The following is a 20,565-nucleotide window of genomic DNA, read 5'->3' as shown; positions in this document are numbered from 1 at the left end:
ACGGCCAGTGCGCGACTCGTGCCCGTGTGAGAGAGCCCGCCTCACGTGGCTGATGGGTGATCACGGGGCGTTGTGGAGCGGGGCGTGACGGGAGCGGTGCGGCCCGCCAAGACGAGGGCGGGGGTGGAAGACGTTGTGCCCTCCACCCCCGCCGAGTTGTCTCTCAGTCGTCGAGGCCGATCTTTTGATGCAGACGGGCGAGCGGCCGCGGCGCCCACCAGTTCGCGCGGCCGGCCAGGCGCATGAACGCCGGGACGAGGATGCCGCGCACCAGGGTGGCGTCGACGATCACGGCGAGCGCCAGGCCGACGCCGAGGAGCTTGAGCGGGGTCAGCGAGGAGGTGGCGAAGGCGAGCAGGACGGTGGCGACCAGGGCGGCGGCTGCGGTGACCAGCCGGCCGGTGCGCTCCAGGCCCCAGGCGACGGCGGAGACGTTGTCGCCGGTGCGGTGGTACTCCTCCTTGATTCTCGACAGGAGGAAGACCTCGTAGTCCATGGACAGGCCGAAGGCGACGCAGAACATCAGGATCGGGGTGTCGATGTCGAGCATGCCGGTGACGGTGAAGTCGCCGACCAGCCAGCGCAGGTGCCCGTCCTGGAAGACGTACACCATCGCACCGAACGTCGCGGTGAGGCTGAGCAGGTTCAGCACGATGGCCTTGAGCGGGATGAGGAGGCTGCCGGTGAACAGGAACAGCAGCACCATGGTGGACAGCGCGATGATGCCGAGCGCCCAGGGCAGCTTGTCCGCGAGAGTGGCCTTGGAGTCCACCAGCAGCGCGGCCTGTCCGCCGACGAGCACGGTGTCCGGTGCGGGCTGCGCGCGCACCGTCTTAACGAGGTCCATGCCTCGCTCGGAATAGGGCTCGGTGTCGGAGACCACCGACAGCCAGGTGCCCTGGTCGGCCTTGAACCGCTCGGAGGCCGGGCCGGGCGGAGCGGTCTGGGCGCCTTCGCTGTAGGAGCCGGTCACAGCGTCGACCCGGGTGATGCCGGGCACGGTGGACAGCTGCTTGGCGTAGTCGGCCACCTTGGCGGACGACGACGCCGGGTCGATGTCGGGCAGCACCACGTTCAGCGGGGAGCCCTCCCGGTTGTCGAACTCCTCGCGCAACACCTGGGCGCCCTGGTAGGCGGGCGAGCTGGCGGGCAGCACCCGGTCGTCGCTGTCGCCGAACTCGGCCCGCATGAACGGCAGGCCGAGCGCCACGAGGACGGCTGCGATCGTCAGCGCGAACGGCAGCGGCCGGCGCATGACGGCCATGGCCAGTTTGTGCCAGAACCCTGCCGTGTCGGTACGGGCCGCGGCCGTCTTGGCGTTGCGGCGGAAGAGGCGCCGGACGTTGAGGGCGTCGATGCGGTGGCCCAGTACGGCCAGCAGCGCGGGCAACACGATGACGGAGCCGAGCGCGGCGAGGATCACCACGGCGATCCCGGAGTAGGCGAAGGACCGCAGGTGGTACATGGGGAAGACGAGCATGGCCGACAGGGACAGGGCGACCGTCAGGGCGGAGAACAACACGGTCCGTCCGGCGGTGCGTACGGATTCGCCGATCGCCTCGTGAACGGTGCGGCCATGGGCGAGTTCCTCGCGGTATCGGGTGACGATGAAGAGGCTGTAGTCGATGGCCAGACCCAGGCCCAGCGCGGTGGTGATGTTGACGGAGAACACCGACACCTGCACGACCATGTCGAGCAGCCGCAGGATGACGAACGAGCCGATCACGGCGAGAATGCCGACCGCGAGGGGAGTGCTCGCGGCGACGACACTGCCGAACACGAGCAGCAGGATGATCAGTACCAGCGGGCCGGACAGCAGCTCGGCCTTGGTGAGGTCTTCCTCGCTGCGCTTCTCGATCTCCATACGGACAGCGGTGACGCCGGTTGCGGTCATCTTCAGCGGGCCCTGTTCGCCCACCACCTCGGGCACGATCCTGGCCGCGGTCTTGCGGACCTCGTCCTCGTCACCGGCCAGCCGCACCATGACCAGTCCGGTGCGGCCGTCTTTCGAGCGGAGCGTGGGCGCCTTGTCCAGAGTCCAGTAGGACGCCGCCTGCACCACACCCCGCTCCCCGGCCAGGCGCTCGGTCAGCGCGGCCCCCTCCCTGCTGACCTCCGGGCCGTCGATGCTGGTATCGGCGGCGGCGATGAACACCAGGTGCGGGGAGCCGCCTTCGAAGCGGGTATTGAGCAGTTCGTCGGCGCGGGCCGACTCCGAAGCCGGAACGGTGATGCCGCCTTCCGACAGGCGGCTTTCCACATCGGAGCCGAACGGAACAGCAACGACCAGCGCTGCCAAAGCGACCAGCAGGACCAGCAGCCGGCGCCGTGCCAGCCAGCGGCCCAGCGCGGCCAATCCCTTCGGGACAACCGGCGGTGCGGTTGTCGACGGCGTCTGGCTGCGGACAGAGGGCTGGGAACCCACGCCTCCTCCTTGGAGGTGAGACAAAGGGAGCGGCCCGGTGGGGCGCGCAGGAAAGGAAATAGGGGGCCGGAAAACGTGGGCCCCGGGTAGGCGCACCGTGCAGGGCAGTGCCGGGCGTCAGCGTAAGAACGCCTGCTGCAGCAGTCCGGCAGTGCAGATGCAAGAGACATGCAGAAGTGGTGCCGAGATCACCCCCGGCTCTTTTGCAGGAGGGCGCCGGGGCGGCGCTCGGCTCGTGCGGGTCCCCGTGCCGGCAGGCGCAACTCGGCGTGCAGCCCCCCGCCAGGACCCTCCTGGAGCAGGACGTGACCGTTGTTCGCCCGGGCGAGACTGGCAGCGATGGCCAGTCCCAGGCCGGATCCCTCTCCGGCGGCCCTGGCCCCGCGCCAGAAGCGGTCGCAGGCACGGGCCCGCTCGTCAGGACGCATACCGGGGCCGGCATCGATGCACTGCACCGCCACCATCGCCGTGTCCTCGACCAGGCGCACCTGGACTGTTGACCCGGGCGGAGCCATGCGCAGGGCGTTGTCGAGGAACACATCCAGGACCTGGTCGACCGTGCCGGCGACGGCCGATGCCACAAGGTCCCCCTCGCCGTCGATGGTCACGGTGATGTTCCTGGGCTCGGCCACCAGCCGCCAGGACGCCACCCGTTCTTCGGCGACCGCCCGCACATCCACACACTCGACGGCCTGGGCACCGGACTCCGCCCGGGCCAGGAGCAGCAGTGCGTTGAGGATGCCGGTCATCCGGTCCACCTCGCCCAGTGCCTGCTCCAGACCCCGGCTTCCGTCCGGCGCGATATGAGGCTCCAGGTTCTCTAGGCGCAGCCGCAGCGCCACCAGCGGGGACCTGAGCTGGTGCGAGGCGTCCGAGACGAACGACTTCTGCACGGTGACCTGGTGCTGCACCTGCTCGGCCAGGTGGTTGAAGGTCTCCGCGAGCACCCGCAGGTCCGGCGGGCCCAGATGGACCGGCACCCGGGCATCGTGGTCCCCGGCGGCGAACCGGCGGGCTGCCGCCTCCAGATAGCGCACGGGCCGCAGAATCCATCGGGCCAGCGGCTCCGCCAGAAAGCCGCTCGCCGCCAGGGCCAGGGCTGCGATCACAGCGACCACGGCCCAGATCGTCCACTGCTTCAGCTGCAGATCGTCCAGGGCTGAACACACCACCACGACGCCGACCAGCATGCCCCCATGGATGACCGGCACCGCCACGATCAGCTCCTCGGCGGCCTTGGCGACCCGCCGGTCGGAGGAGTCGGTGAACTGCCCCTGCAACGCCGCCCGCACCACGTTCTGCTGCGCGAGTTCGTCAGGTGACAGCAGGCACAATGCCCCGTCCACCGACCGCCCCCGGGCGTTGAAGACGTGTGCGCGGCCGCCCGTACGGTCCTGGTAGTCAGCGATCCGCTGCCGCAGCACCTCCCGTTCACCATGTGAGAGCGCCTGCACCGCCGCGGACGACAGCTGTCGGGCTTCGGTCGCCCGCGCGTGTGCGAGTTCCCGCAGCGCCTCGTCGCTGCGCTGCAGAGCCAGTGGCAGCCCCAGGACGGTGACCACCGCGACTGGTAAGGCGACCAACGCGGCCACCAGGTGACGCCGCACGCCAGCATTCCCCCTTCATCGTCCTGCCACATCGGTGCCTGGTCAGCGCTGGTCGGGCACGACCAGACGAAAGCCCACACCCCGCACCGACTGGATCCACTCGCGGCCGCCGAGCTTGGTCCTCAGCGAGCCGACGTGGACGTCGAGCGTGCGGGTGGAGCCGTGCCAGTTCGGATCCCACACCTCGCTGATCAGCTCCTCCCTGCCGCGCACCGCACCGGCGTCCGCGAGAAGAGCAGCCAGCAGATCGAACTCACGGCGCGTCAGCTGCACCAGTTCCCCGTCCATCTGCACCTGACGGGTGCGCATGTCCACGAGCAACGGCCCGAACGCGCAGAGCTCACCTGCATTCCCCCCACCAGACGCCTGCACAGCGGCGGGCGCGTGCACCCGCCGGGCGACCGCCTCCATCCGCGCCAGCAACTCACGCATGCTGTAAGGCTTGACCAGGTAGTCGTCGGCGCCGGCCTGAAGCACCAGGACCCGGTCGAGTTCCTCGGACCGGGCCGTCACCGCGATGATCGGCACGGCCGACGCCTCCCGTACGCGCCGGCACACCTCCTGCCCGTCCAGGTCCGGCAGCCCCAGGTCCAGCAGGACGAACTCGGTGGACGGTGCCGCCTTGAGTGCCTCGGCACCGCTGCCGACCCAGTCGACGTCATGCCCGAACCGCTGCAGTGCCTCCGTCAGCGCCTCGGCGATCCGCGTGTCGTCCTCCACCACGAGCACCTGCATCTCTGCACCCCCATTGCAGCGAAGTCGTCCCCCTGACGACCGCTCCAACATCGGATGCTAACGATGTAATCGGAACAGATGGATGAAACCGATCGGTAACCGTAAAGGTCATCGAGCGGAACCTTCCGCATCGACTTCGCACGCTATCATCGGCTCCAGACGATGAATAGCGCCCCTCGCCAGCGTTTCGAGACGGCGACGGCCATTGCGATAACGGAGAGTGACTGATGAAACAGACGGAGACATCCCTGGCGGCGGATCCCTGCGCCGCGCCAACAGCGGCAGTGGCTCTCTTCCGGTCACTCGGCGATCCGGCCCGCCTGGCCATCCTGCGGCGGCTGGCCGAGGGAGAGGCGCGCGTCACCGACCTCGTCACCTGCGTGGGGCTCGCACAGTCCACCGTCTCGGCCCACCTGTCCTGCCTGCGAGAGTGCGGGCTGGTCGTATCCCGTCCCGTCGGACGCGCATCGCTGCACTCTCTGGCACGCCCGGAACTGTTGGACCTGCTGGCCGCCGCCGAGCAGTTGCTCGCCGCCACCGGCGAGGCAGTCGACCTTTGCCCCACCTACGGCATCCCCTCTGCCACCGAGGAGTCCACCCGATGAGCGCCTCCCCCGCCGCCGCGACCGTCCCGGATGTGGCCAGCCCGGCCGCTCACCGCGCGGTCGGTTACGCCAAGTTCACCATCGGCTACAACGTCATCGAGGGCATCATCGCCATCTCCGCCGGCGCGGTCGCCAGTGCGGTGTCGCTGATCGGCTTCGGCATCGACTCCGGTATCGAGGTCGCCGCCGCCGTGGTGGTCCTGGTGCGGCTGCTGGCGGAGATCAAGGGCGGTGAGCCGGACGAGGCCAAGGAACGCCGGGCGCTGAAATTCATCGCGCTCACGTTCTTCGCGCTCGCCGCCTACGTCACCGTCGAAGGCATCCGCGACCTGGTCGGCGGCGCGAAGCCCGACACCTCGCTGGTCGGCATCGTCCTGACCGGCCTGTCCATCGTGATCATGCCGTGGCTGGCGCGCGCCAAGCGGAAGGCCGGCCTGGAGATGAACTCCCGCCTGGTCGTCGCGGACGCCGCCGAGACCAAGTTGTGCGCCTGGCTGAGCGTGTCCACCTTCGCCGGCCTGCTCGCGTTCGCCGCGTTTGGCTGGACCTGGCTCGACCCGGTCGCCGGATTCGTCATCGCCGCCTTCGCGATCATGGAGGGCAAGGAAGCCTGGGAGGGTGAACTGGTCTGCGACGACGGCTGCGATGACGAAGACGACGGCAAGCCCGCCTCCGCGGCCGGCGGCTCCTGCTCGGACGGCTGCAAGTGACCGCACCCACTACGGCCGCGGCCCGGTCCGGCGCTCTCAGGCGCCGGATGGGGCTGCTGGCCCTGGCCGCTGTCCTCGCCGTCGTGGACCTGGGCCTCAAGGCGTGGGCCGAGCGTGCCCTGCCGGGCACCCCGGTCGAGGGCGGCCCGCTCGACCTGGAGCTCGCCTTCAACCCCGGCGTCGCGTTCTCCTTCGCCGCCGACGCCCCCGCCTGGATCGTCATCGCCGTCACCGCGTTGATCACCACCGCCGTGGCCGTCGCGCTGTGGCGCACCGCACCGGCCGCCCGCCGGCCGTGGGGCATCGCGCTCGCCGCGATCCTCGGCGGCGCCTGCGCCAACCTCATCGACCGGGGCCTGGACGGGCAGGTTACCGACTACCTGCACACCGGCTGGTGGCCCACCTTCAACCTCGCCGACATCTTCATCGTCTGCGGCGGCCTGCTGATCGTCGCCCTCTCCTGGCGCGACGAGCGGCCCGTGTCCGCCGAGCAGTAGCGGCACGGCCGAGGGCGGCGCCGATCGACATATCAACGTCCGTTAGTGTGTCGATGCGTCGTCGGCCGTGTGTGCGTGTCGGAGGGGGAGGCGTGCGTGTCCGTGTTCCTGCCCGCCTCCTTGGTTGAAGGCTCATGACGAAGAACCTGAAGATCTCCCTGGCGCTGGTCGCCATCGTCGCGGCGATCGTTGCTGCCCTGCTGGCGGCCAACCGCATGCCGGATGCGCCTGCGCAGGCGTCGGACAGCGGCGAGGGCAAGGTGGCCGATGCCTCCGTGCTGGTCCGCCCCGACAGCCACCGGCTGTCGACCGCGAAGGACGGCAAGGTCACGGTCGTGGAGTTCCTGGACCTGGAGTGCGAGTCGTGCCGGGCCGCCTTCCCCGTCGTGGAGAGGCTGCGCAAGGAGTACGAGGGCCGGGTGACGTTCGTGATGCGGTACTTCCCGATCCCCACCCACAAGAACGCCGAGCTGGCCGCCCGCGCGGTGGAGGCCGCCTCCAAGCAGGGCAAGCTGGAGGCGATGTACCAGAAGATGTACGAGACCCAGGAGAGCTGGGGTGACCAGCAGGTCTCACACGAGGAGACCTTCCGCGGTTTCGCGAAGGAGCTGGGGCTGGACATGAAGAAGTTCGAGGCGGACTGGAAGGACCCGGCCACCGCGAAGCGGGTGGACAAGGACCGTCAGGACGGTCTCGCGCTCGGGGTGCAGGGCACGCCGACGTTCTTCATCAACGACCACAGGCCGCAGATCCAGTCGGAGGCGGACTTCAGGGCCGCCATCGAGGCGGAACTGGCCAAGTGACCGCCATCACGACATCCACCGCATCCCCGGCCCTGGGCGTGCAGCCGACGGTGCCGGTGGGGCAGCGTCTGGTAGCCCTGGTCCTCACGATCGCCGGCGCGATCGGCCTGCTGGCCGCGTTCACGCTGACGGTCGAGAAGATCGCTCTGCTGAAGGACCCCTCCTACAGCCCTTCCTGCAGCATCAACCCGGTTCTCAGCTGCGGGTCGGTGATGAGCACGCCGCAGGCGGAGGTGTTCGGCTTCCCCAACCCGTTGCTGGGCATCGCCGGCTTCGCCGTTGTCACGGCGCTGGGGGTGGTGCTGTGGACCGGGGCGGTCTGGCCGCGCTGGATGTGGTGGGGCCTTCAAACCGGGGTCGTGTTCGGTGTGGTGTTCGTCCACTGGCTGATCTTCCAGAGTCTGTACCGGATCGGCGCGTTGTGCCCGTACTGCATGGCCGTGTGGACGGTGATGATCCCTCTCTTCTGGTACACCACCCTGCACGCCGTCACCCGCGAGCACCTGCCCGTGCCCGCAGCGGTGCGCCGTGGGGCGAGCGCGGTAGCCGACTACCACGGTGTGGTCCTCACCGCCTGGTACCTGATCATCGCCGTGCTGATCCTTCAGCGGTTCTGGCTCTACTGGACCAGCCTGCTCTGACCCCCAGGCCCCGTTCTGTCTCTGGTGTGCACTGTCGAAGGATTTGTGATGCCCCCGTTCTCGACCACATCGAGCGGTCCCCGGATATCCCGGCGGGCCGCCCTCGTCGGCACCGCCCTGGCCGTCGCCTTCGCCGCCTCCGGCTGCGGCCAGGGCGACCCTGCCTCTGAATCAGCGGCATCATCCGCTGACCAGCAGCTGACCCACCTGGACCCGGCCGAACGCAAGGCGGCATCCGACATCAGCGGCGAGACCCTCACCGGTGAAGGTCTCGCCCTGTCGGACTTCCGCGGCAAGATCGTGGTGATCAACGTGTGGGGCTCGTGGTGCGCGCCCTGCCGGGCCGAGGCGCCGCACCTGCAGGAGGTCTACGCCGACCTGCGCGATCAGGGCGTGGTGTTCCTGGGGATCAACACCCGCGACGCCACCCGCGAGGCGGCCCGGAGCTTCGAGGAGACGTTCAACGTCACCTATCCCAGCCTGTTCGACCCTGACGGGCGGCAGCTGCTGAAGTTCAAGGGCACCCTGCCGCCGTCGTCGATCCCCACCACGCTGGTGATCGACCGCGAGGGCCGTATCGCCGCCCGGGCGCTGAAGGCGCTGTCCGAGGCGGAACTGCGTTCCCTGATCGACCCGGTCGTGAAGGAAGGGTGACCGGAATGCTGCTGGCCGTGGACCTGGAGGGCACTGTGCTGGGCGGCTCGGTGCTGCTGGCCATCCCCATCGCCGCCCTCGCCGGGCTGGTGTCCTTTTTCTCCCCGTGCGTGCTGCCCCTGGTGCCCGGCTACCTTTCGTACGTCACCGGGATCACCGGCGCCGACTTGGCCGACGCCCGCCGCGGCCGGATCGTGGCCGGGACCGTGCTGTTCCTGGCGGGGTTCACGGCTGTGTTCGTCTCGTTCGGCGCCGCGTTCGGCTACGCCGGCAACACGCTGCTGGAACACCAGGACATCCTCATCCGCGTGCTGGGCGCGGTGACCATCGTGATGGGCCTGTCGTTCATGGGCGCGCTGCCGGGGATCCGCCGGGAGTGGCGGCTGCACCACCGGCCGGCCGCCGGGCTGGCCGGTGCACCCCTGCTGGGCGTGCTGTTCGGGCTGGGCTGGACGCCGTGCATCGGCCCCACCCTGGCCGCCGTGCAGGCCCTCGCCTTCAGCGAGGCCAGCGCCTCTCGCGGCGCGGCGCTGACCGTGGCGTACTGCGCGGGGCTGGGCATCCCGTTCCTGGCCGCAGGGCTCGCCTTCCGCAAGGCCATGGGGTTCTTCGCCTGGGTCAAGGCCCACTACCAGTGGGTGATGCGCGTCGGCGGAGGCATGATGATCGCCACCGGCCTGCTGATGGTCACCGGCGTCTGGAGCCAGATGATCAGCCAGATGCAGTCCTGGACTGCCGGCTTCACCGTCGGCATCTGACCCCGCCCGCCGCGGCACTGAAACGACCGAATGAAGGACTGAGACGTGAACGTGAGCGAGGAGCAGGACGACTCCTGTGACCTGCTGTGCCTGGACCTGCCGGTGGCCGAGGCCATTCGCAGCCGCATGCCACCCCTGCCCGGCCTGGAGACGGCCGCCGCGGCCGCCAAGGCCCTGGCCGACCCCACCCGCCTGAAGGTGGCCGCCGCCCTGGCCGAGGCCGGCGAGCTGTGCGTGTGCGACCTGGCCTGGGTCATCGGCCAGGCCCAGAACCTCGTCTCCCACCACCTGCGCCAGCTGCGCCAGGCGGGCCTTGCCGCCTCACGCCGCCAGGGACGGCTGGTGATGTACACGCTCACCGACCGCGGCCGCGCCCTGACCCACGCCGTTCTCGATCCCGCCCCGACCGCCAGCCCCGCCACGAATCGGACCTGACACCGCCATGCACCACGCCCGCGCCCTCCGCCTGTCCGCCACCGCGCTCACCGCCGCGGCCCTCCTGGCCGGCTGCGGCACCTCCGGCGCCCACCACGAAGCCGCCGACAAGCCCACCGCGATCTCCGCCAAGAGCGACTCCCCCTACCGCGGCACCGCCGTCGACCCCGGCTTCGCCAAGCCCGACCTGGTGCTGACCGACACCACCGGCAAGCCCTACGACCTGCGCAAGCAGACCGCCGGCAAGGCCACCCTGGTCTTTTTCGGCTACACCAACTGCCCCGACGTGTGCCCCACCACCATGGGCGACATCTCCACCGCCCTGGCAGGGCAGCCTCAGAGCGTGCGCGACAGCGTCGAGGTCGTCTTCGTCACCACCGACCCCGAGCGCGACACCCCCGAAAGTCTGGGGAAGTGGCTGAAGTCCTTCGGGCCGAACTTCACCGGCCTGTCCGGCGACCTGGCCAAGGTCAAGAAGGCCGCGCTCAGCGTCGGCATCTCGGTCGAGGACCCCACAAAGCACCACGACGGCACCGTCACCTCCGACCACGGTACCCAGGTCATCGCCTTCACCCCCGGCGACGACAAGGGCCGGGTCGTGTACACGAGCGGCACGACGGTCGACGACTTCGCCCACGATCTGCCGCTGCTGGTCAAGAACGCCTAGCCCGGCCACGCGTACCCGCCGGCCACCCCTGGCGGTGAGCCGTACCGACGACCACGGCGATACAGGTTTCCTTGAATTCAGGATCTCTTGTATCGTCGGTGTGCTGACTGTTGCTTCCGACATCGAGGTGCTGGCCCGCTTCGGCCGCGCGCTCGCCGCCCCGATCCGCTGCCGCATCCTGCTCGCCCTGCGCGAGCCCTCGCCTATCCCGCCGACCTCGCCGACACCCTCGGGATCTCGCGTACGCGGCTGTCGAACCATCTGGCCTGTCTGTGGGACTGCGGCCTGGTCGTCACCGTCCCGGACGGGCGCCGTACCCGCTACGGGCTCGCCGCCGAACGCCTCGGCCATGCCCTGGACGACCTGCGCACCGCCGTGGTGGCCGTCGAGACCGACTGCACCTGCGTAGACGCCGACGAGAAGGGCTACTGCTGATGACCGCGATATCCCTCGGGCCGTCCCCGGCCCGCCGCGAAGTGCTCGCCAAGCGGATACGGCTGCTGGTCGCCGCGACCATCACCTACAACGTGATCGAGGCGGTCGTCGCCCTCACCGCCGGCACGATCGCCTCCTCCACCGCCCTGATCGGCTTCGGCCTCGACTCGATCATCGAGGTCTCCTCCTCCGCCGCCGTCGCCTGGCAGTTCTCCGCCTCCGACCACGCCGTCCGTGAAGCGCGCGAGCAGCGTACCCTGCGGATCATCGCCGTCTCCTTCTTCGCGCTCGCTGCGTACGTCACCTTCGACGCCGTCCGCGCGCTCACCGGCACCGGCGAGGCGGACTCCTCGACCCCGGGCATCATCATCGCCGCTCTGTCGTTGGCGATCATGCCGTTCCTCTCGTACGCCCAGCGCAAGGCCGGCCGCGAACTCGGCTCCGCGTCCGCGGTCGCCGACTCCAAGCAGACCCTGCTGTGCACCTACCTGTCCGCGGTGCTCCTGGTCGGCCTGGTCCTCAACGCGACCCTCGGCTGGTCCTGGGCCGACCCCATCGCCGCCCTCGTCATCGCCGCGATCGCCGTCAAGGAAGGCCGCGACGCCTGGCAGGGCAAGGGCTGCTGCGCCCCGAACGCCGCTGCCACCGCCTCTTTGGACGTCGAGGCGGACGCGTGCGGCATCTGCAGTCCGGGATGCGCCTGCTGCGCGCCCGCACCCGAGGCGAAGCGGTGAGCGGCTGGGTCTGGACGGCACTCGCCCTCTACCTGGGGTGGGCGGGTTTCGCCTTCGGCGTCCGCGCTGCCGTGCAGCGCCGCCGCACCGGCGACGCGGGCTTCCGCGGCATCTCCGGTCGCCCGGACGAAGCCTCCTGGTGGGCCGGCGTGCTGTTTGTGACCGCCCTGCTCGGCGGCACCGCCGCTCCCGTGGCCGCGCTCACCGGACTGCCCACCGCCGGCCACGCCGCCGTGCAGTGATCCGGACTGGTGATCACACTGGCAGGAATGGCGGCCACCCTGACCGCGCAGACGAGCATGGGCGCCTCCTGGCGCGTGGGCGTGAACACGGACGAACGCACGACGCTGGTCACCGGCGGCCTCTTCGCGCACGCCCGCAACCCCGTCTTCACCGCCATGGCCATCACCGCGCTCGGCCTGGCCCTGATGGTCCCGAACTGGGTCTCCCTCCTCGCCCTGGCCTGCCTGATCACCGCCATCCAGCTCCAGGTCCGCGTCGTCGAGGAGCCCTACCTCAAGGCCATGCATGGCCCCGCGTATCGGCCTACACCGCCCGCACCGGACGCTTCCTCCCCAGAAGCGGCAGCCTCACCGCCCAACCGGACTGATGCAACTAACCGCCCGCGCGCTCGGCAGTGCCCCGGTCGAGCAAGATCTATCTCAGCGGCACTTTCTGTACCGCAACGCCCTCCCGGAGCCCGCGCCCACCCAGACGGAGCGGATCAGCCAGAAGCTGCGGCAGCCCTCAGCGCCTGCCGCAGTTCGTCGAGCCCCGGAGCGCCAGCCAGGCCGTCCGGCGTCCGGTAGACCCGGCACGCCAGCCCCGGCTCCCGGCCCGCCTGGGCGAACGGGTCGCATCCCCCGATCCAGATGGTCGGCGAACCGGTGAAGGCAATCCGCTCCGCCTCCGCCTGGTCAGCGACCACCCGCACGGTAAACCCCACCTCGCGCAGCCCGACCTCATCCAGCGCCTGCCGCAGCCGGTCGGCGGCCACCTTCTCGTTCGGGCAGTCAGGCACGACCAGAACCTCGATCTCCATGCCTCCAGGATCGCGCACCGCCACCTGCCCGGCATCTACGACCCCACCGGCCCGGGCAAGCTGCTGTTCGCATTCTTTGCCGCGAACGGGAGAACATCCGCGAGTCCACCTTGGAGGGGCTCGACATCGCCGCCCGCAAGGGCAAGCACGGCGGCCGGTCCCTGGCCATCACCGACGACATGCTCCACACCGTGCTCCGGCGCCGCGCGGGCGGGGAGTCCGTCGAGCAGATCCAGCCCGACCTGATCACCCCCATCGGCAAACGCAAGGGACAGAACCCCTCCGTCGCGAGCATCTACTGGGCACTCGCCGAACACGCCAAGCGCGAGGCGTACCCCGAAGCCATCGAGCAGGCCCACGCCGACTTCGCCGTCCTCCAGGCCAGCGAACTCCCTGGCCCGCGTGCGGCGGACCAGCCAGAATCCGCCCGCTGACCATCACCACCCACCCAAGGAACGGCGGACCGCCAAGATCAAGTGCTTGGCGCCAATGGCTGTTCCGTTGTTCCTACCGACGCCAATTGCATCGGATGCGAATAGGCGACACTCGCCCTGAATGCTGGCCGGACACTGCACAGATGCGGTCCCAGCAGGGCCGTTGGCCTCGGAGCCACGGTAGCGGTCTTGTCGGCAGACAACTGCATGTCTCACTCCATCGAGCGATTGAACTGCGAAGACGCCCCCGAGTCGCATCTGATGCGAAATTCTCGCGTCAGATGCGATGGACGGAGAGTGATGGCGGATGGGTGGGGACGGTCACGTTCCAGGCTCTGCTCGGCTGCACCTGATCGACGGCCTGCCGTTGCTGCGACCGGACGAGCAGGTCTTCGAGGCGATGATCAAAGGCTGGCGCAACCAGCAGCTCGCCCGGAACCTCTCGCCGGGGTACGTCGATGACCAGGAACGTACGGTCCGCGCCTTCGTCCGGCATGCCGACGCGATGCCGTGGCAGTGGACGCCGCAGCACGTCGACGAATGGTCGGCTGATCTGCGGGCCGTGCACGGATGCGTCCGGTCTACCCTGCGCAACTACCAGGGTTCCGTGCGCCAGTTCTGCGACTTCCTGACCAACCCAGCCTACGGCTGGAGCGACGAGTGCCTGCGGCACTTCGGTACCCACCCAGTCCAGGTGGTCTACGACTGGAACGCCGCGACGCACGCCGACGAAGCCGAGGGCGAGCCGGAACGACGTGCCTTCACCCGGCCCGAGCTGGAAGCGTTCTTCGACCACGCCGACGAGGAGGTCCTGCGTGTTCGCGGCAAGGGCCGCAAGGGCTGGCTGCCGGCCTTCCGGGACGCCGCCCTGTTCAAGGTCGCGTACGCCTACGGTCTGCGACGCAACGAGACCCGGATGCTCGACCTCACCGACTTCGGACGCAATCCGGAGGGCCGGGAGTTCGGCGAGTACGGCACCCTGCTGGTCCGCTACGGCAAGGCCAAGAAGGGGTCGCCTCCGAAGCGCCGCAGCGTGCTGACCGTCTGGCAGTGGACACCCGGCACGATCGAGGAATGGATCAGTGAGGTGCGGCCCGGGATGCGGCATTCGCCAAGTCGGGCCCTCTGGCCGTCCGAGCGTGGGCCGCGGGTCGGGGTCCAGCGTCTGGACTCCCGATTCGCGGCCTACCGGGACGCCGTCGGCTTGGACCCCGCGCTGGAGTTCCACTCACTGCGCAGGTCCTACATCACGCATCTGATCGAGGACGGCCATGACCCGCTGTTCGTCCAGCAGCAGGTCGGGCACGACCATGCCTCCACCACCGCGATCTACACCTGCGTCTCCTCCGACTTCCGCACCCGCTCCCTGCGGCGCGTCCTGGACGCCACCATCGAGGCTGCTCTGCGGCCGGGAAGGACCTCCTGATGCCACGCCAGATCAGCTACCGGTGGCGCCTGCGTGAGCTGATGGCCGCCCGCGGCATGTTCACCGTCGCTGAGCTCATGCCGCACCTGACCGAACGCGGCATCACCCTGTCCTCCTCACAGGTCCACCGCCTGGTCTCCGGGACCCCGGAACGGCTGTCCCTGCCGGTGCTGGCCACCCTCTGTGACATCCTCGACTGCACGCCCACCGACCTGATCGCCACCTCGGCCCAAAACCTTCCGGTTCGCCGCGCCGCTGGCGAAGAGGCGCCGATCAACCTGGCTGCCCGCCGACCCACACGGGTCCGGCTGACGCCCGAGGGGTGACGGTGACGCCCGAGGAGTACGAGCGGTGGATGATCCGCGACTGCGCACGCTGCGGCCGCCGCGCCTCGAAGTCCGCCGAGTGGTCGGACGGTCCGATCTGCCGGACCTGTTACGACCGCGCGATGCGAGTCCGTGGCCGCTGCCCCTCCTGCGACACCGACCGGCTGCTGCCCGGTCGGGACACCGACGGCGCACCGGTCTGCCGCGACTGCGCGGGCATCGTCCGCGACTTCTTCTGCGATCGCTGCGGCTCCGAGGGGCTGCTGCTTGGCGGACGCCTCTGCGAACACTGCACCCTCGCCGACACGCTCGCCCGCCTCCTCGACGACGGCACCGGCCGCGTCGCCCCGGCGTTCCTGCCGCTGGTCAAGGTCCTGCTGGAGATGGACCGGCCCAAGAGCCGGCTCATCTGGCTGCGCAACCCCAACGTTGTCCGCCTCCTGCGGGGCCTGGCCACCGGCAGCATCCCGCTCTCCCATGACGGGCTGCACCAGGAAACCCCCTGGCGGACCGTCACTCACCTGCGTGACCTGCTGATGGACAGTGCCGTCCTCCCGCGAGTCGACCGGCAGCTCCTGCTCTACCAGCGCTGGCTGACCGAACGGCTCGCCACCATCGAGGATCCCGGTCACCGTCAGCTTCTCCGCCACTTCGCCACCTGGCACCAGATGCGGCGCCTGCGGACGAAGGCGGAGAAGGGGCCGCTGGGACGATCCCAGACCAACCACACCAAGCAAGAAGTTACCCAGGCCGGCGCCTTCCTCGGATGGCTCGCCGACCGAGGACGCGTAATCGGGCAGTGCCAGCAGGCCGACATCGACGCCTGGCACACCGAAAGCCTGGCCACCCGCCGCCCCTCGCAGTCATTCCTGCGGTGGTGCATCAAGACCGGCAGGATGCCCCGCCTCACGCTCCCGCCCGCGGTCATCACCCAGGACCCGGAACCGTTGCACCAGCACCGCCGGCTCGCGATCCTCCGCCGGGTCCTCAACGACGATTCCCTGTCCCTGCGGGCCCGGGTCGCCGCCGCGCTCGTTCTCCTCTACGCGCAGCCCGTCAGCCGTATCGTCCGCCTCACCATCGACGACATCACCGACGACGAGGCCATCGGCACCGTCCGACTGGGAGACCCGCCGTCCCCGCTGCCCGAACCTGTCGCCGACCTTATGCGGGCCTACATGCAGTCCCGGCAACATCTGCCCTACGCCAGCAGCAGGAGCTCGCAGTGGCTCTTCCCCGGCCGTCAGCCCGGGCAGCCTATGAACCCAGTCAGCCTCCAAGACCACCTCCGAAAGATCGGCGTCCCGCCGCAACGAGGCAGGACCTCCGCGATCCGCCAGCTCGTCCTCCAAGCCCCGGCACCCGTCATCGCGAAGGCACTCGGCTACCACGACAAGACCGCCACCCGCCTGGTCACCGAAGCCGGAGGAACCTGGAGCCGATATGCACCCGGCGACCACACACGCTGACAGGAGCGACGTGGCTGCTCTGATGGGCCAAGCTCGCCCCTCGGCCCGATGTCAGTACCGGGTGGCATGCTCTGCCTCCATGAACAAGCAGCAGTTCTGGCAGCTCATCGAGGCAGCCCGCGATCAGGCATCCAACCCGAACGACGGCGAAGCGGTCGCTCGCGAGGCGACCTCGCTGCTGGCCTTCCGACCGGTCGAGGAGATCGTCGCAGCTGAGCAGGCTCTGTGGGACCTGATGGTTGACTCCTACACCAATCCTCTGTGGGCCGCTGCTTACATCGTCAACGGTGGGTGCTCAGACGACGGCTTCGACTACTTCCGCGGCTGGCTGATCGCGCAGGGCCGTGAAACCTTCGAGCGCGTAGTCGCTGACCCCGATGCCCTGGCAGAACTGCCCATCGTTCAATCCTCCGCAGCCAACGGCGTCGACCTGGAGGGTGAGGACATGCTGGGCATCGCCTGGAACGCACACATCTCGGCGACCGGTGATCAGCTCCCCCCGAGCTCACCCACCATCCGCTACCGGGAGCTGGACCCCACCTGGAACTTCGATTTCGATGACCACGACGAGATGACTCGTCGACTGCCCCGCTTGGCAGCTCTCCATCTGGAGTAAGCGGAAGCTCTCAAGTCACAAGAGAAAGTCAAACAGCGGAGAGCGAGCTCCCGGAGCGTCACTGCCTGTCACTTCATCAGCCCATGAGCACGTCTCGGCTGACGCATACGCGACACCTCAACATGTGGGCCTACCAGTCCCGAGGCCGGCTACCGCGCCCGGCCTGGCCTTCCCGACACGGGCCGGGCCAGGAGTTCTACAGGCTGGCGATCTTGGCCTGTGCCCCTTCTTCAGCCTCGTCGGCCGCCAGTGGTTGTCTGTCGCGAGCCGGGAGCAGGACGGCCACCACCACCGCCGTGACGGCGGCGAGGCCGGCACAGATTAGCGACACGGTCGACATGCCAGCCACGAAGGCGTCCCGTGCGGAGTCCGCGAGAGAGCCGGCGGGCGCGGCCGGGAGCTTCTCCGCGACCTGGAGTGCACCGGCCACGTTGTCCCTGACCGCCTCCTGTGCCTGCTGCGGCAGGCTGGCTGAAATGTCATCGTCGACCCCGTTGCGGTAGGCGGAGTTCAACGCGCTCCCCAGTACGGCGACACCCACCGAAGCACCGATTTGCCGCATGCTGTTGGCGAGCGCGGATCCGGCACCCACCTGGTCGGTCGGCAGGGAACCGAGGATCGCGTCCAACGTGGTGGGCATGGTGAAGCCCAGGGCCAGACCCATGATGGCCAGTGCCGTCCCGGTGACCATGAAGTCGGTGTCGGGATCCACTGTGGACAGCAGTCCCAGCCCGGCCATCCACAGCACCATGCCGGCAGTGACGATCACCTTGGCCCCGATCTTGCCCACCAGTCGGCCGCCGACGCCGGCAGCGATGACCAGGGCGCCGATCATCGGCAGCAGGTGCAGGCCGGTGTTCATGGCGTCCTTGCCCTGCACCTGCTGCAGGAACTGCGGTACCACGAACAGCACGCCGAACAAGATGAGCATCACTGAGGAGATCGCGACGCTGGACCAGGTGAAGCGGGCGTTGCGGAAGAACCTGAGATCCACCAGTGGATTGGAAGCTCGGCGCAGCCACACCAGCAGCAACCCCAGCAGAGCCAGGCCGCCCACCATGGTCACCAGGACCGTGGGGTCGCTCCAGCCGGCGTTCGGGATCTCGATGACGCCGTACACGAACGCCGAGACACCCACGAGCGACAGAGCAGCACCGATGAGGTCGAGACGCTTCGCGTGCGGGTCACGGGACTCCGGGACGAACAGCATGATCCAGATGACGGCCAGAACCACGACCGGGATGCTGATGAGGAAGATCGACCCCCACCAGAAGTTGCTCAGCAGCCATCCGCCGGCCAGTGGACCGAGCGGAAGGCCCAGGGCGAACCCGCCGGTGGCGATCGCCATCGCCTTCGACCGCTCCTCGGGAGGGACATCAACGGAACCATTCCGAGGGCCAGCGGGGTGATGGCGGCGGCACCCGCCCCCATGACCACACGGGCGACGATCAGCCCGTCGGGGCTGTCGACCGCCATGACCATCGCCGAGCCCACGCCGAACAGCAGCAGGCCACCGATCAGCACCAGGCGTCGGCCGATCCGGTCGCCCAGGACGCCGAGCGGCAGGAGCAGACCGGCGAAGGGAAGGGTGTATCCGTCGGTGAACCACTGCAACTCGGTGGTCGTCGCTTCGAGATCAGTAGCCAGTGTCGGCAGCGCGACCGTGAGGATCGTCGCGTCCAGACCGACGATCATCAGACCGAAGACGGGTGCGGCCAGCGCGAGCCAGCGTCTGCGTGCCAACGGTGCTGATGGATCAGTTGCGGTGATGCCGGGCATTGCCATGGATGCTCCTCAGCAGGGCGCAAACAGAAGTCGAATGGGTGCCGGATGCCGGTCCGGCCGTACTGCCACTGATCGGTAGGGACCGTGGTGGCCCGCGGCGCTCTGGGCGCACTGAAGCAAGCCCCCTGAGCTGGTGCGTGCGCTCAGGGGGCCGATAGTCGCTTCCCCCTTGTGAAGTTGTACGACGGCAGGGTGCTCCAGCCATCGGACAGCAGGTCAGTTGCAGCAGGTGCACCCCGGGGCGCAGCCGCAGGTATCCGCCCGCTCGGCGGGGTCAGTGCCCGCCTTGAGTGTGCTCAGCCCGTCCGGGGCACAGCAACCGTCCCCTCGCCACGCCTCCCGCCCTTCCTTGACAGCGACCCCCGCGATCACCAGAGCCGCTATCGGGTCCGCCCAGGGCCAGCCGAACGCTGCGTTGGCTACCAGGCCCACCAGCAGGACCGCCGACAGATAGGTGCACAGCAGCGTCTGCTTGGAGTCCGCGACAGCCGACGCCGACCCGAGTTCCCGGCCGGCTCGGCGCTGTGCGGCGGACAGGAACGGCATGACGGCCAGGGACACGGCGGCCAGCACGATACCGGTCAGTGACGACTCGGCTTCCCTGCTGCCGACCAGGGACCGGATCGCGTCCACCGATACGAAGGCGGCCAGGGCGAAGAACGACACTGCGATGATCCGCAGTGCCCTCCTCTCCCGTGCCTCGCGCACGTCGTGCTCACGAGCGGAAAACTGCCAGGCGACCGCGGCAGCCGACGACACCTCGATCACCGAGTCCAGGCCGAAGCCGACCAGAGCGGAGGACGATGCGATCGATCCCGCTGTGATGGCGACGATCGCCTCGATCACGTTGTACGCGATCGTCGCTGCGACCAGGAACCGTATGCGCCGTGCCAGGGCGTCCCGGCGGGCCGGAGCCGGACCGAGAGAGATCTCCGCCGCCATCAGCAGCAGCCCTTCTCTGCGGCATCCGGGCACGAGCCATCCTCAGCGACAGCCACCACAGCGCTGCGCAGGTCGTCCAGCGCATGCCCCAGGCGGGGGTCGGCGAGCTCGTACCGCGTGCGGCGGCCCTCGGGCAGCGCCACGACCAGCCCGCAATCGCGCAGACACGCCAGGTGATTCGAAAGCCGGGTCCGGGAAATACCCAGTGCATCCGCCAGGTCGGACGGGTAAGCAGGAGCCGATCGCAGGGCGAGCAGCAGCCGGCAGCGGATCGGGTCAGCCAGGGCACGGCCGAACCGTGCCAGCACCTTGATGTCTTGGGCGAGATTCAGCACGCCACTGACAATACACAGGAACCTGAATTCAAGAAAGCCTGAACAGATGGGGTGCCTTGCAGGACAAGGTCTGGGTCCACGGCCCCGGCCAGGAGCCCTGGGAGGTCTACGTGGTCAAGGGAGACGCCGACACCCTGACCAAGCAGAGCGCCGGCCCTGACGCCGCCGGATGCTGCTGATCCGCCGATGACCCACCTGCCCACCAGTGAGGCCGTGACCGGAACAGGGGACCGGTCACGGCCTCGCGCCGCCCTGCCCGCCCTGTGCGCCACCCAGACACCAGCTGGGGAATCGTCTACTACGCCTTCCCCGTCCTGAACCCGCGGATCACCGCCGACACCGGCTGGTCGGCCACCGCCACCACCGGTGCCTTCTCAGCCGCACTGATCGTTTCTGCACTCGCAGGCATACCCGTCGGCCGCATCCTCGACCGCCGTGGTCCCCGTACGGTCATGACCGTGGGCTCGATTCTCGGCGTCACCGC

The 20,565-nt window shown here is 69.2% G+C and carries 23 protein-coding genes and 4 pseudogenes; 20 read left to right on the top strand and 7 right to left on the bottom strand.

The features are described 5' to 3' along the window. Nucleotides 1-163 precede the first annotated feature (163 nt). The 3 genes from N4P33_RS00135 to N4P33_RS00125 all read right to left on the bottom strand — a co-directional run bounded on the left by N4P33_RS00135 (nt 164) and on the right by N4P33_RS00125 (nt 4,767). Nucleotides 164-2,425 (bottom strand): MMPL family transporter, encoded by a 2,262-nt coding sequence (locus N4P33_RS00135; RefSeq protein ID WP_181849655.1) that lies wholly within the window; start codon nt 2,423-2,425, stop codon nt 164-166. A 188-nt stretch (nt 2,426-2,613) separates the two neighbouring features. Further along, nucleotides 2,614-4,008, bottom strand: a complete 1,395-nt coding sequence (locus N4P33_RS00130) for a HAMP domain-containing sensor histidine kinase (RefSeq protein WP_147286339.1) — start codon at nt 4,006-4,008, stop codon at nt 2,614-2,616. Nucleotides 4,009-4,074: 66 nt separating this feature from the next. Next, complete coding sequence (locus tag N4P33_RS00125; protein WP_061441658.1) at nt 4,075-4,767, bottom strand: response regulator transcription factor; 693 nt, start codon at nt 4,765-4,767, stop codon at nt 4,075-4,077. 227 nt (nt 4,768-4,994) lie between these two features. Here N4P33_RS00125 and N4P33_RS00120 point away from each other — a divergent pair, with 227 nt between their 5' ends. From N4P33_RS00120 to N4P33_RS00060, 13 genes and pseudogenes are all read left to right on the top strand, one after another. Then, the gene (locus tag N4P33_RS00120) at nt 4,995-5,372 is read left to right on the top strand and encodes a helix-turn-helix transcriptional regulator (protein WP_061441657.1); all 378 of its coding nucleotides are present in this window, start codon (nt 4,995-4,997) and stop codon (nt 5,370-5,372) included. Further along, nucleotides 5,369-6,082 (top strand): cation transporter, encoded by a 714-nt coding sequence (locus tag N4P33_RS00115; protein ID WP_061441656.1) that lies wholly within the window; start codon nt 5,369-5,371, stop codon nt 6,080-6,082. Before N4P33_RS00120 ends, N4P33_RS00115 begins: the two co-directional genes overlap by 4 nt. After that, nucleotides 6,079-6,579: a signal peptidase II gene (locus N4P33_RS00110; RefSeq protein WP_061441655.1), complete on the top strand. Its 501-nt coding sequence runs from the start codon at nt 6,079-6,081 to the stop codon at nt 6,577-6,579. Before N4P33_RS00115 ends, N4P33_RS00110 begins: the two co-directional genes overlap by 4 nt. Nucleotides 6,580-6,713: 134 nt before the next feature. Then, nucleotides 6,714-7,382: a thioredoxin domain-containing protein gene (locus N4P33_RS00105; RefSeq protein ID WP_061441654.1), complete on the top strand. Its 669-nt coding sequence runs from the start codon at nt 6,714-6,716 to the stop codon at nt 7,380-7,382. Then, nucleotides 7,379-8,023 carry a vitamin K epoxide reductase family protein gene (locus N4P33_RS00100; RefSeq protein ID WP_078884537.1) on the top strand — a complete coding sequence of 215 codons (645 nt, stop codon included), beginning with the start codon at nt 7,379-7,381 and terminating at the stop codon, nt 8,021-8,023. Before N4P33_RS00105 ends, N4P33_RS00100 begins: the two co-directional genes overlap by 4 nt. Before the next feature lie 48 nt (nt 8,024-8,071). Further along, entirely contained in the window at nt 8,072-8,677 is a 606-nt protein-coding gene (locus N4P33_RS00095; protein WP_107071648.1) for a TlpA disulfide reductase family protein, read from the top strand. A 5-nt stretch (nt 8,678-8,682) separates the two neighbouring features. Then, nucleotides 8,683-9,435, top strand: coding sequence for a cytochrome c biogenesis CcdA family protein (locus N4P33_RS00090; RefSeq protein WP_061441653.1), 753 nt, complete (start codon nt 8,683-8,685; stop codon nt 9,433-9,435). Nucleotides 9,436-9,480: 45 nt separating this feature from the next. After that, the gene (locus N4P33_RS00085; protein WP_228126033.1) at nt 9,481-9,870 is read left to right on the top strand and encodes a metalloregulator ArsR/SmtB family transcription factor; all 390 of its coding nucleotides are present in this window, start codon (nt 9,481-9,483) and stop codon (nt 9,868-9,870) included. A 7-nt stretch (nt 9,871-9,877) separates the two neighbouring features. After that, the gene (locus N4P33_RS00080; protein WP_061441652.1) at nt 9,878-10,537 is read left to right on the top strand and encodes an SCO family protein; all 660 of its coding nucleotides are present in this window, start codon (nt 9,878-9,880) and stop codon (nt 10,535-10,537) included. Nucleotides 10,538-10,637: 100 nt separating this feature from the next. Next, nucleotides 10,638-10,972, top strand: a pseudogene (locus tag N4P33_RS00075) (ArsR/SmtB family transcription factor). Then, nucleotides 10,972-11,706 (top strand): cation transporter, encoded by a 735-nt coding sequence (locus tag N4P33_RS00070; RefSeq protein ID WP_061441651.1) that lies wholly within the window; start codon nt 10,972-10,974, stop codon nt 11,704-11,706. Before N4P33_RS00075 ends, N4P33_RS00070 begins: the two are co-directional and overlap by 1 nt. After that, nucleotides 11,703-11,948, top strand: coding sequence for a hypothetical protein (locus N4P33_RS00065; RefSeq protein ID WP_228126032.1), 246 nt, complete (start codon nt 11,703-11,705; stop codon nt 11,946-11,948). Before N4P33_RS00070 ends, N4P33_RS00065 begins: the two co-directional genes overlap by 4 nt. 27 nt (nt 11,949-11,975) lie before the next feature. Continuing rightward, nucleotides 11,976-12,515 (top strand): methyltransferase, encoded by a 540-nt coding sequence (locus N4P33_RS00060; protein WP_309475073.1) that lies wholly within the window; start codon nt 11,976-11,978, stop codon nt 12,513-12,515. Here N4P33_RS00060 and N4P33_RS00055 read toward each other — a convergent pair. Then, complete coding sequence (locus N4P33_RS00055; RefSeq protein ID WP_061446802.1) at nt 12,431-12,748, bottom strand: hypothetical protein; 318 nt, start codon at nt 12,746-12,748, stop codon at nt 12,431-12,433. The genes N4P33_RS00060 and N4P33_RS00055 overlap by 85 nt on opposite strands. A 110-nt stretch (nt 12,749-12,858) precedes the next feature. Between N4P33_RS00055 and N4P33_RS00050 the strand changes: the two genes are divergently transcribed. From N4P33_RS00050 to N4P33_RS00030, 5 genes are all read left to right on the top strand, one after another. Next, complete coding sequence (locus N4P33_RS00050) at nt 12,859-13,182, top strand: hypothetical protein (protein WP_228126030.1); 324 nt, start codon at nt 12,859-12,861, stop codon at nt 13,180-13,182. Nucleotides 13,183-13,489: 307 nt separating this feature from the next. After that, a complete protein-coding gene (locus N4P33_RS00045; RefSeq protein WP_061441650.1) occupies nt 13,490-14,608 on the top strand; it encodes a site-specific integrase in 1,119 nt (372 codons plus the stop codon). Next, nucleotides 14,608-14,934 (top strand): helix-turn-helix transcriptional regulator, encoded by a 327-nt coding sequence (locus N4P33_RS00040; protein WP_061441649.1) that lies wholly within the window; start codon nt 14,608-14,610, stop codon nt 14,932-14,934. The genes N4P33_RS00045 and N4P33_RS00040 overlap by 1 nt, the downstream gene beginning before the upstream one ends. Continuing rightward, nucleotides 14,931-16,403 (top strand): hypothetical protein, encoded by a 1,473-nt coding sequence (locus N4P33_RS00035; protein ID WP_260824138.1) that lies wholly within the window; start codon nt 14,931-14,933, stop codon nt 16,401-16,403. The genes N4P33_RS00040 and N4P33_RS00035 overlap by 4 nt, the downstream gene beginning before the upstream one ends. 79 nt (nt 16,404-16,482) lie before the next feature. Beyond that, nucleotides 16,483-17,019 (top strand): DUF4240 domain-containing protein, encoded by a 537-nt coding sequence (locus N4P33_RS00030; RefSeq protein ID WP_061446800.1) that lies wholly within the window; start codon nt 16,483-16,485, stop codon nt 17,017-17,019. Between the two features lie 196 nt (nt 17,020-17,215). Here the strand turns inward: N4P33_RS00030 and N4P33_RS00025 are convergent. The 3 genes and pseudogenes from N4P33_RS00025 to N4P33_RS00015 all read right to left on the bottom strand — a co-directional run bounded on the left by N4P33_RS00025 (nt 17,216) and on the right by N4P33_RS00015 (nt 20,081). After that, nucleotides 17,216-18,714: pseudogene (locus tag N4P33_RS00025) on the bottom strand (DHA2 family efflux MFS transporter permease subunit). Nucleotides 18,715-19,020: 306 nt separating this feature from the next. After that, nucleotides 19,021-19,746, bottom strand: coding sequence for a cation diffusion facilitator family transporter (locus tag N4P33_RS00020; protein WP_061441646.1), 726 nt, complete (start codon nt 19,744-19,746; stop codon nt 19,021-19,023). Next, nucleotides 19,746-20,081, bottom strand: a complete 336-nt coding sequence (locus N4P33_RS00015; protein ID WP_061441645.1) for a helix-turn-helix transcriptional regulator — start codon at nt 20,079-20,081, stop codon at nt 19,746-19,748. The genes N4P33_RS00020 and N4P33_RS00015 overlap by 1 nt, the downstream gene beginning before the upstream one ends. A 53-nt stretch (nt 20,082-20,134) precedes the next feature. Here N4P33_RS00015 and N4P33_RS00010 point away from each other — a divergent pair. Both N4P33_RS00010 and N4P33_RS00005 read left to right on the top strand, forming a co-directional pair. Continuing rightward, nucleotides 20,135-20,260: pseudogene (locus tag N4P33_RS00010) on the top strand (glyoxalase/bleomycin resistance/dioxygenase family protein); the annotation flags it as partial. A gap of 7 nt (nt 20,261-20,267) precedes the next feature. After that, nucleotides 20,268-20,565: pseudogene (locus N4P33_RS00005) on the top strand (MFS transporter); the annotation flags it as partial.

The sequence above is a fragment of the Streptomyces sp. 15-116A genome, from assembly GCF_025290915.1.
Lineage (GTDB): Bacteria > Actinomycetota > Actinomycetes > Streptomycetales > Streptomycetaceae > Streptomyces.
This window is presented reverse-complemented; position numbering and strand designations above follow the sequence as displayed.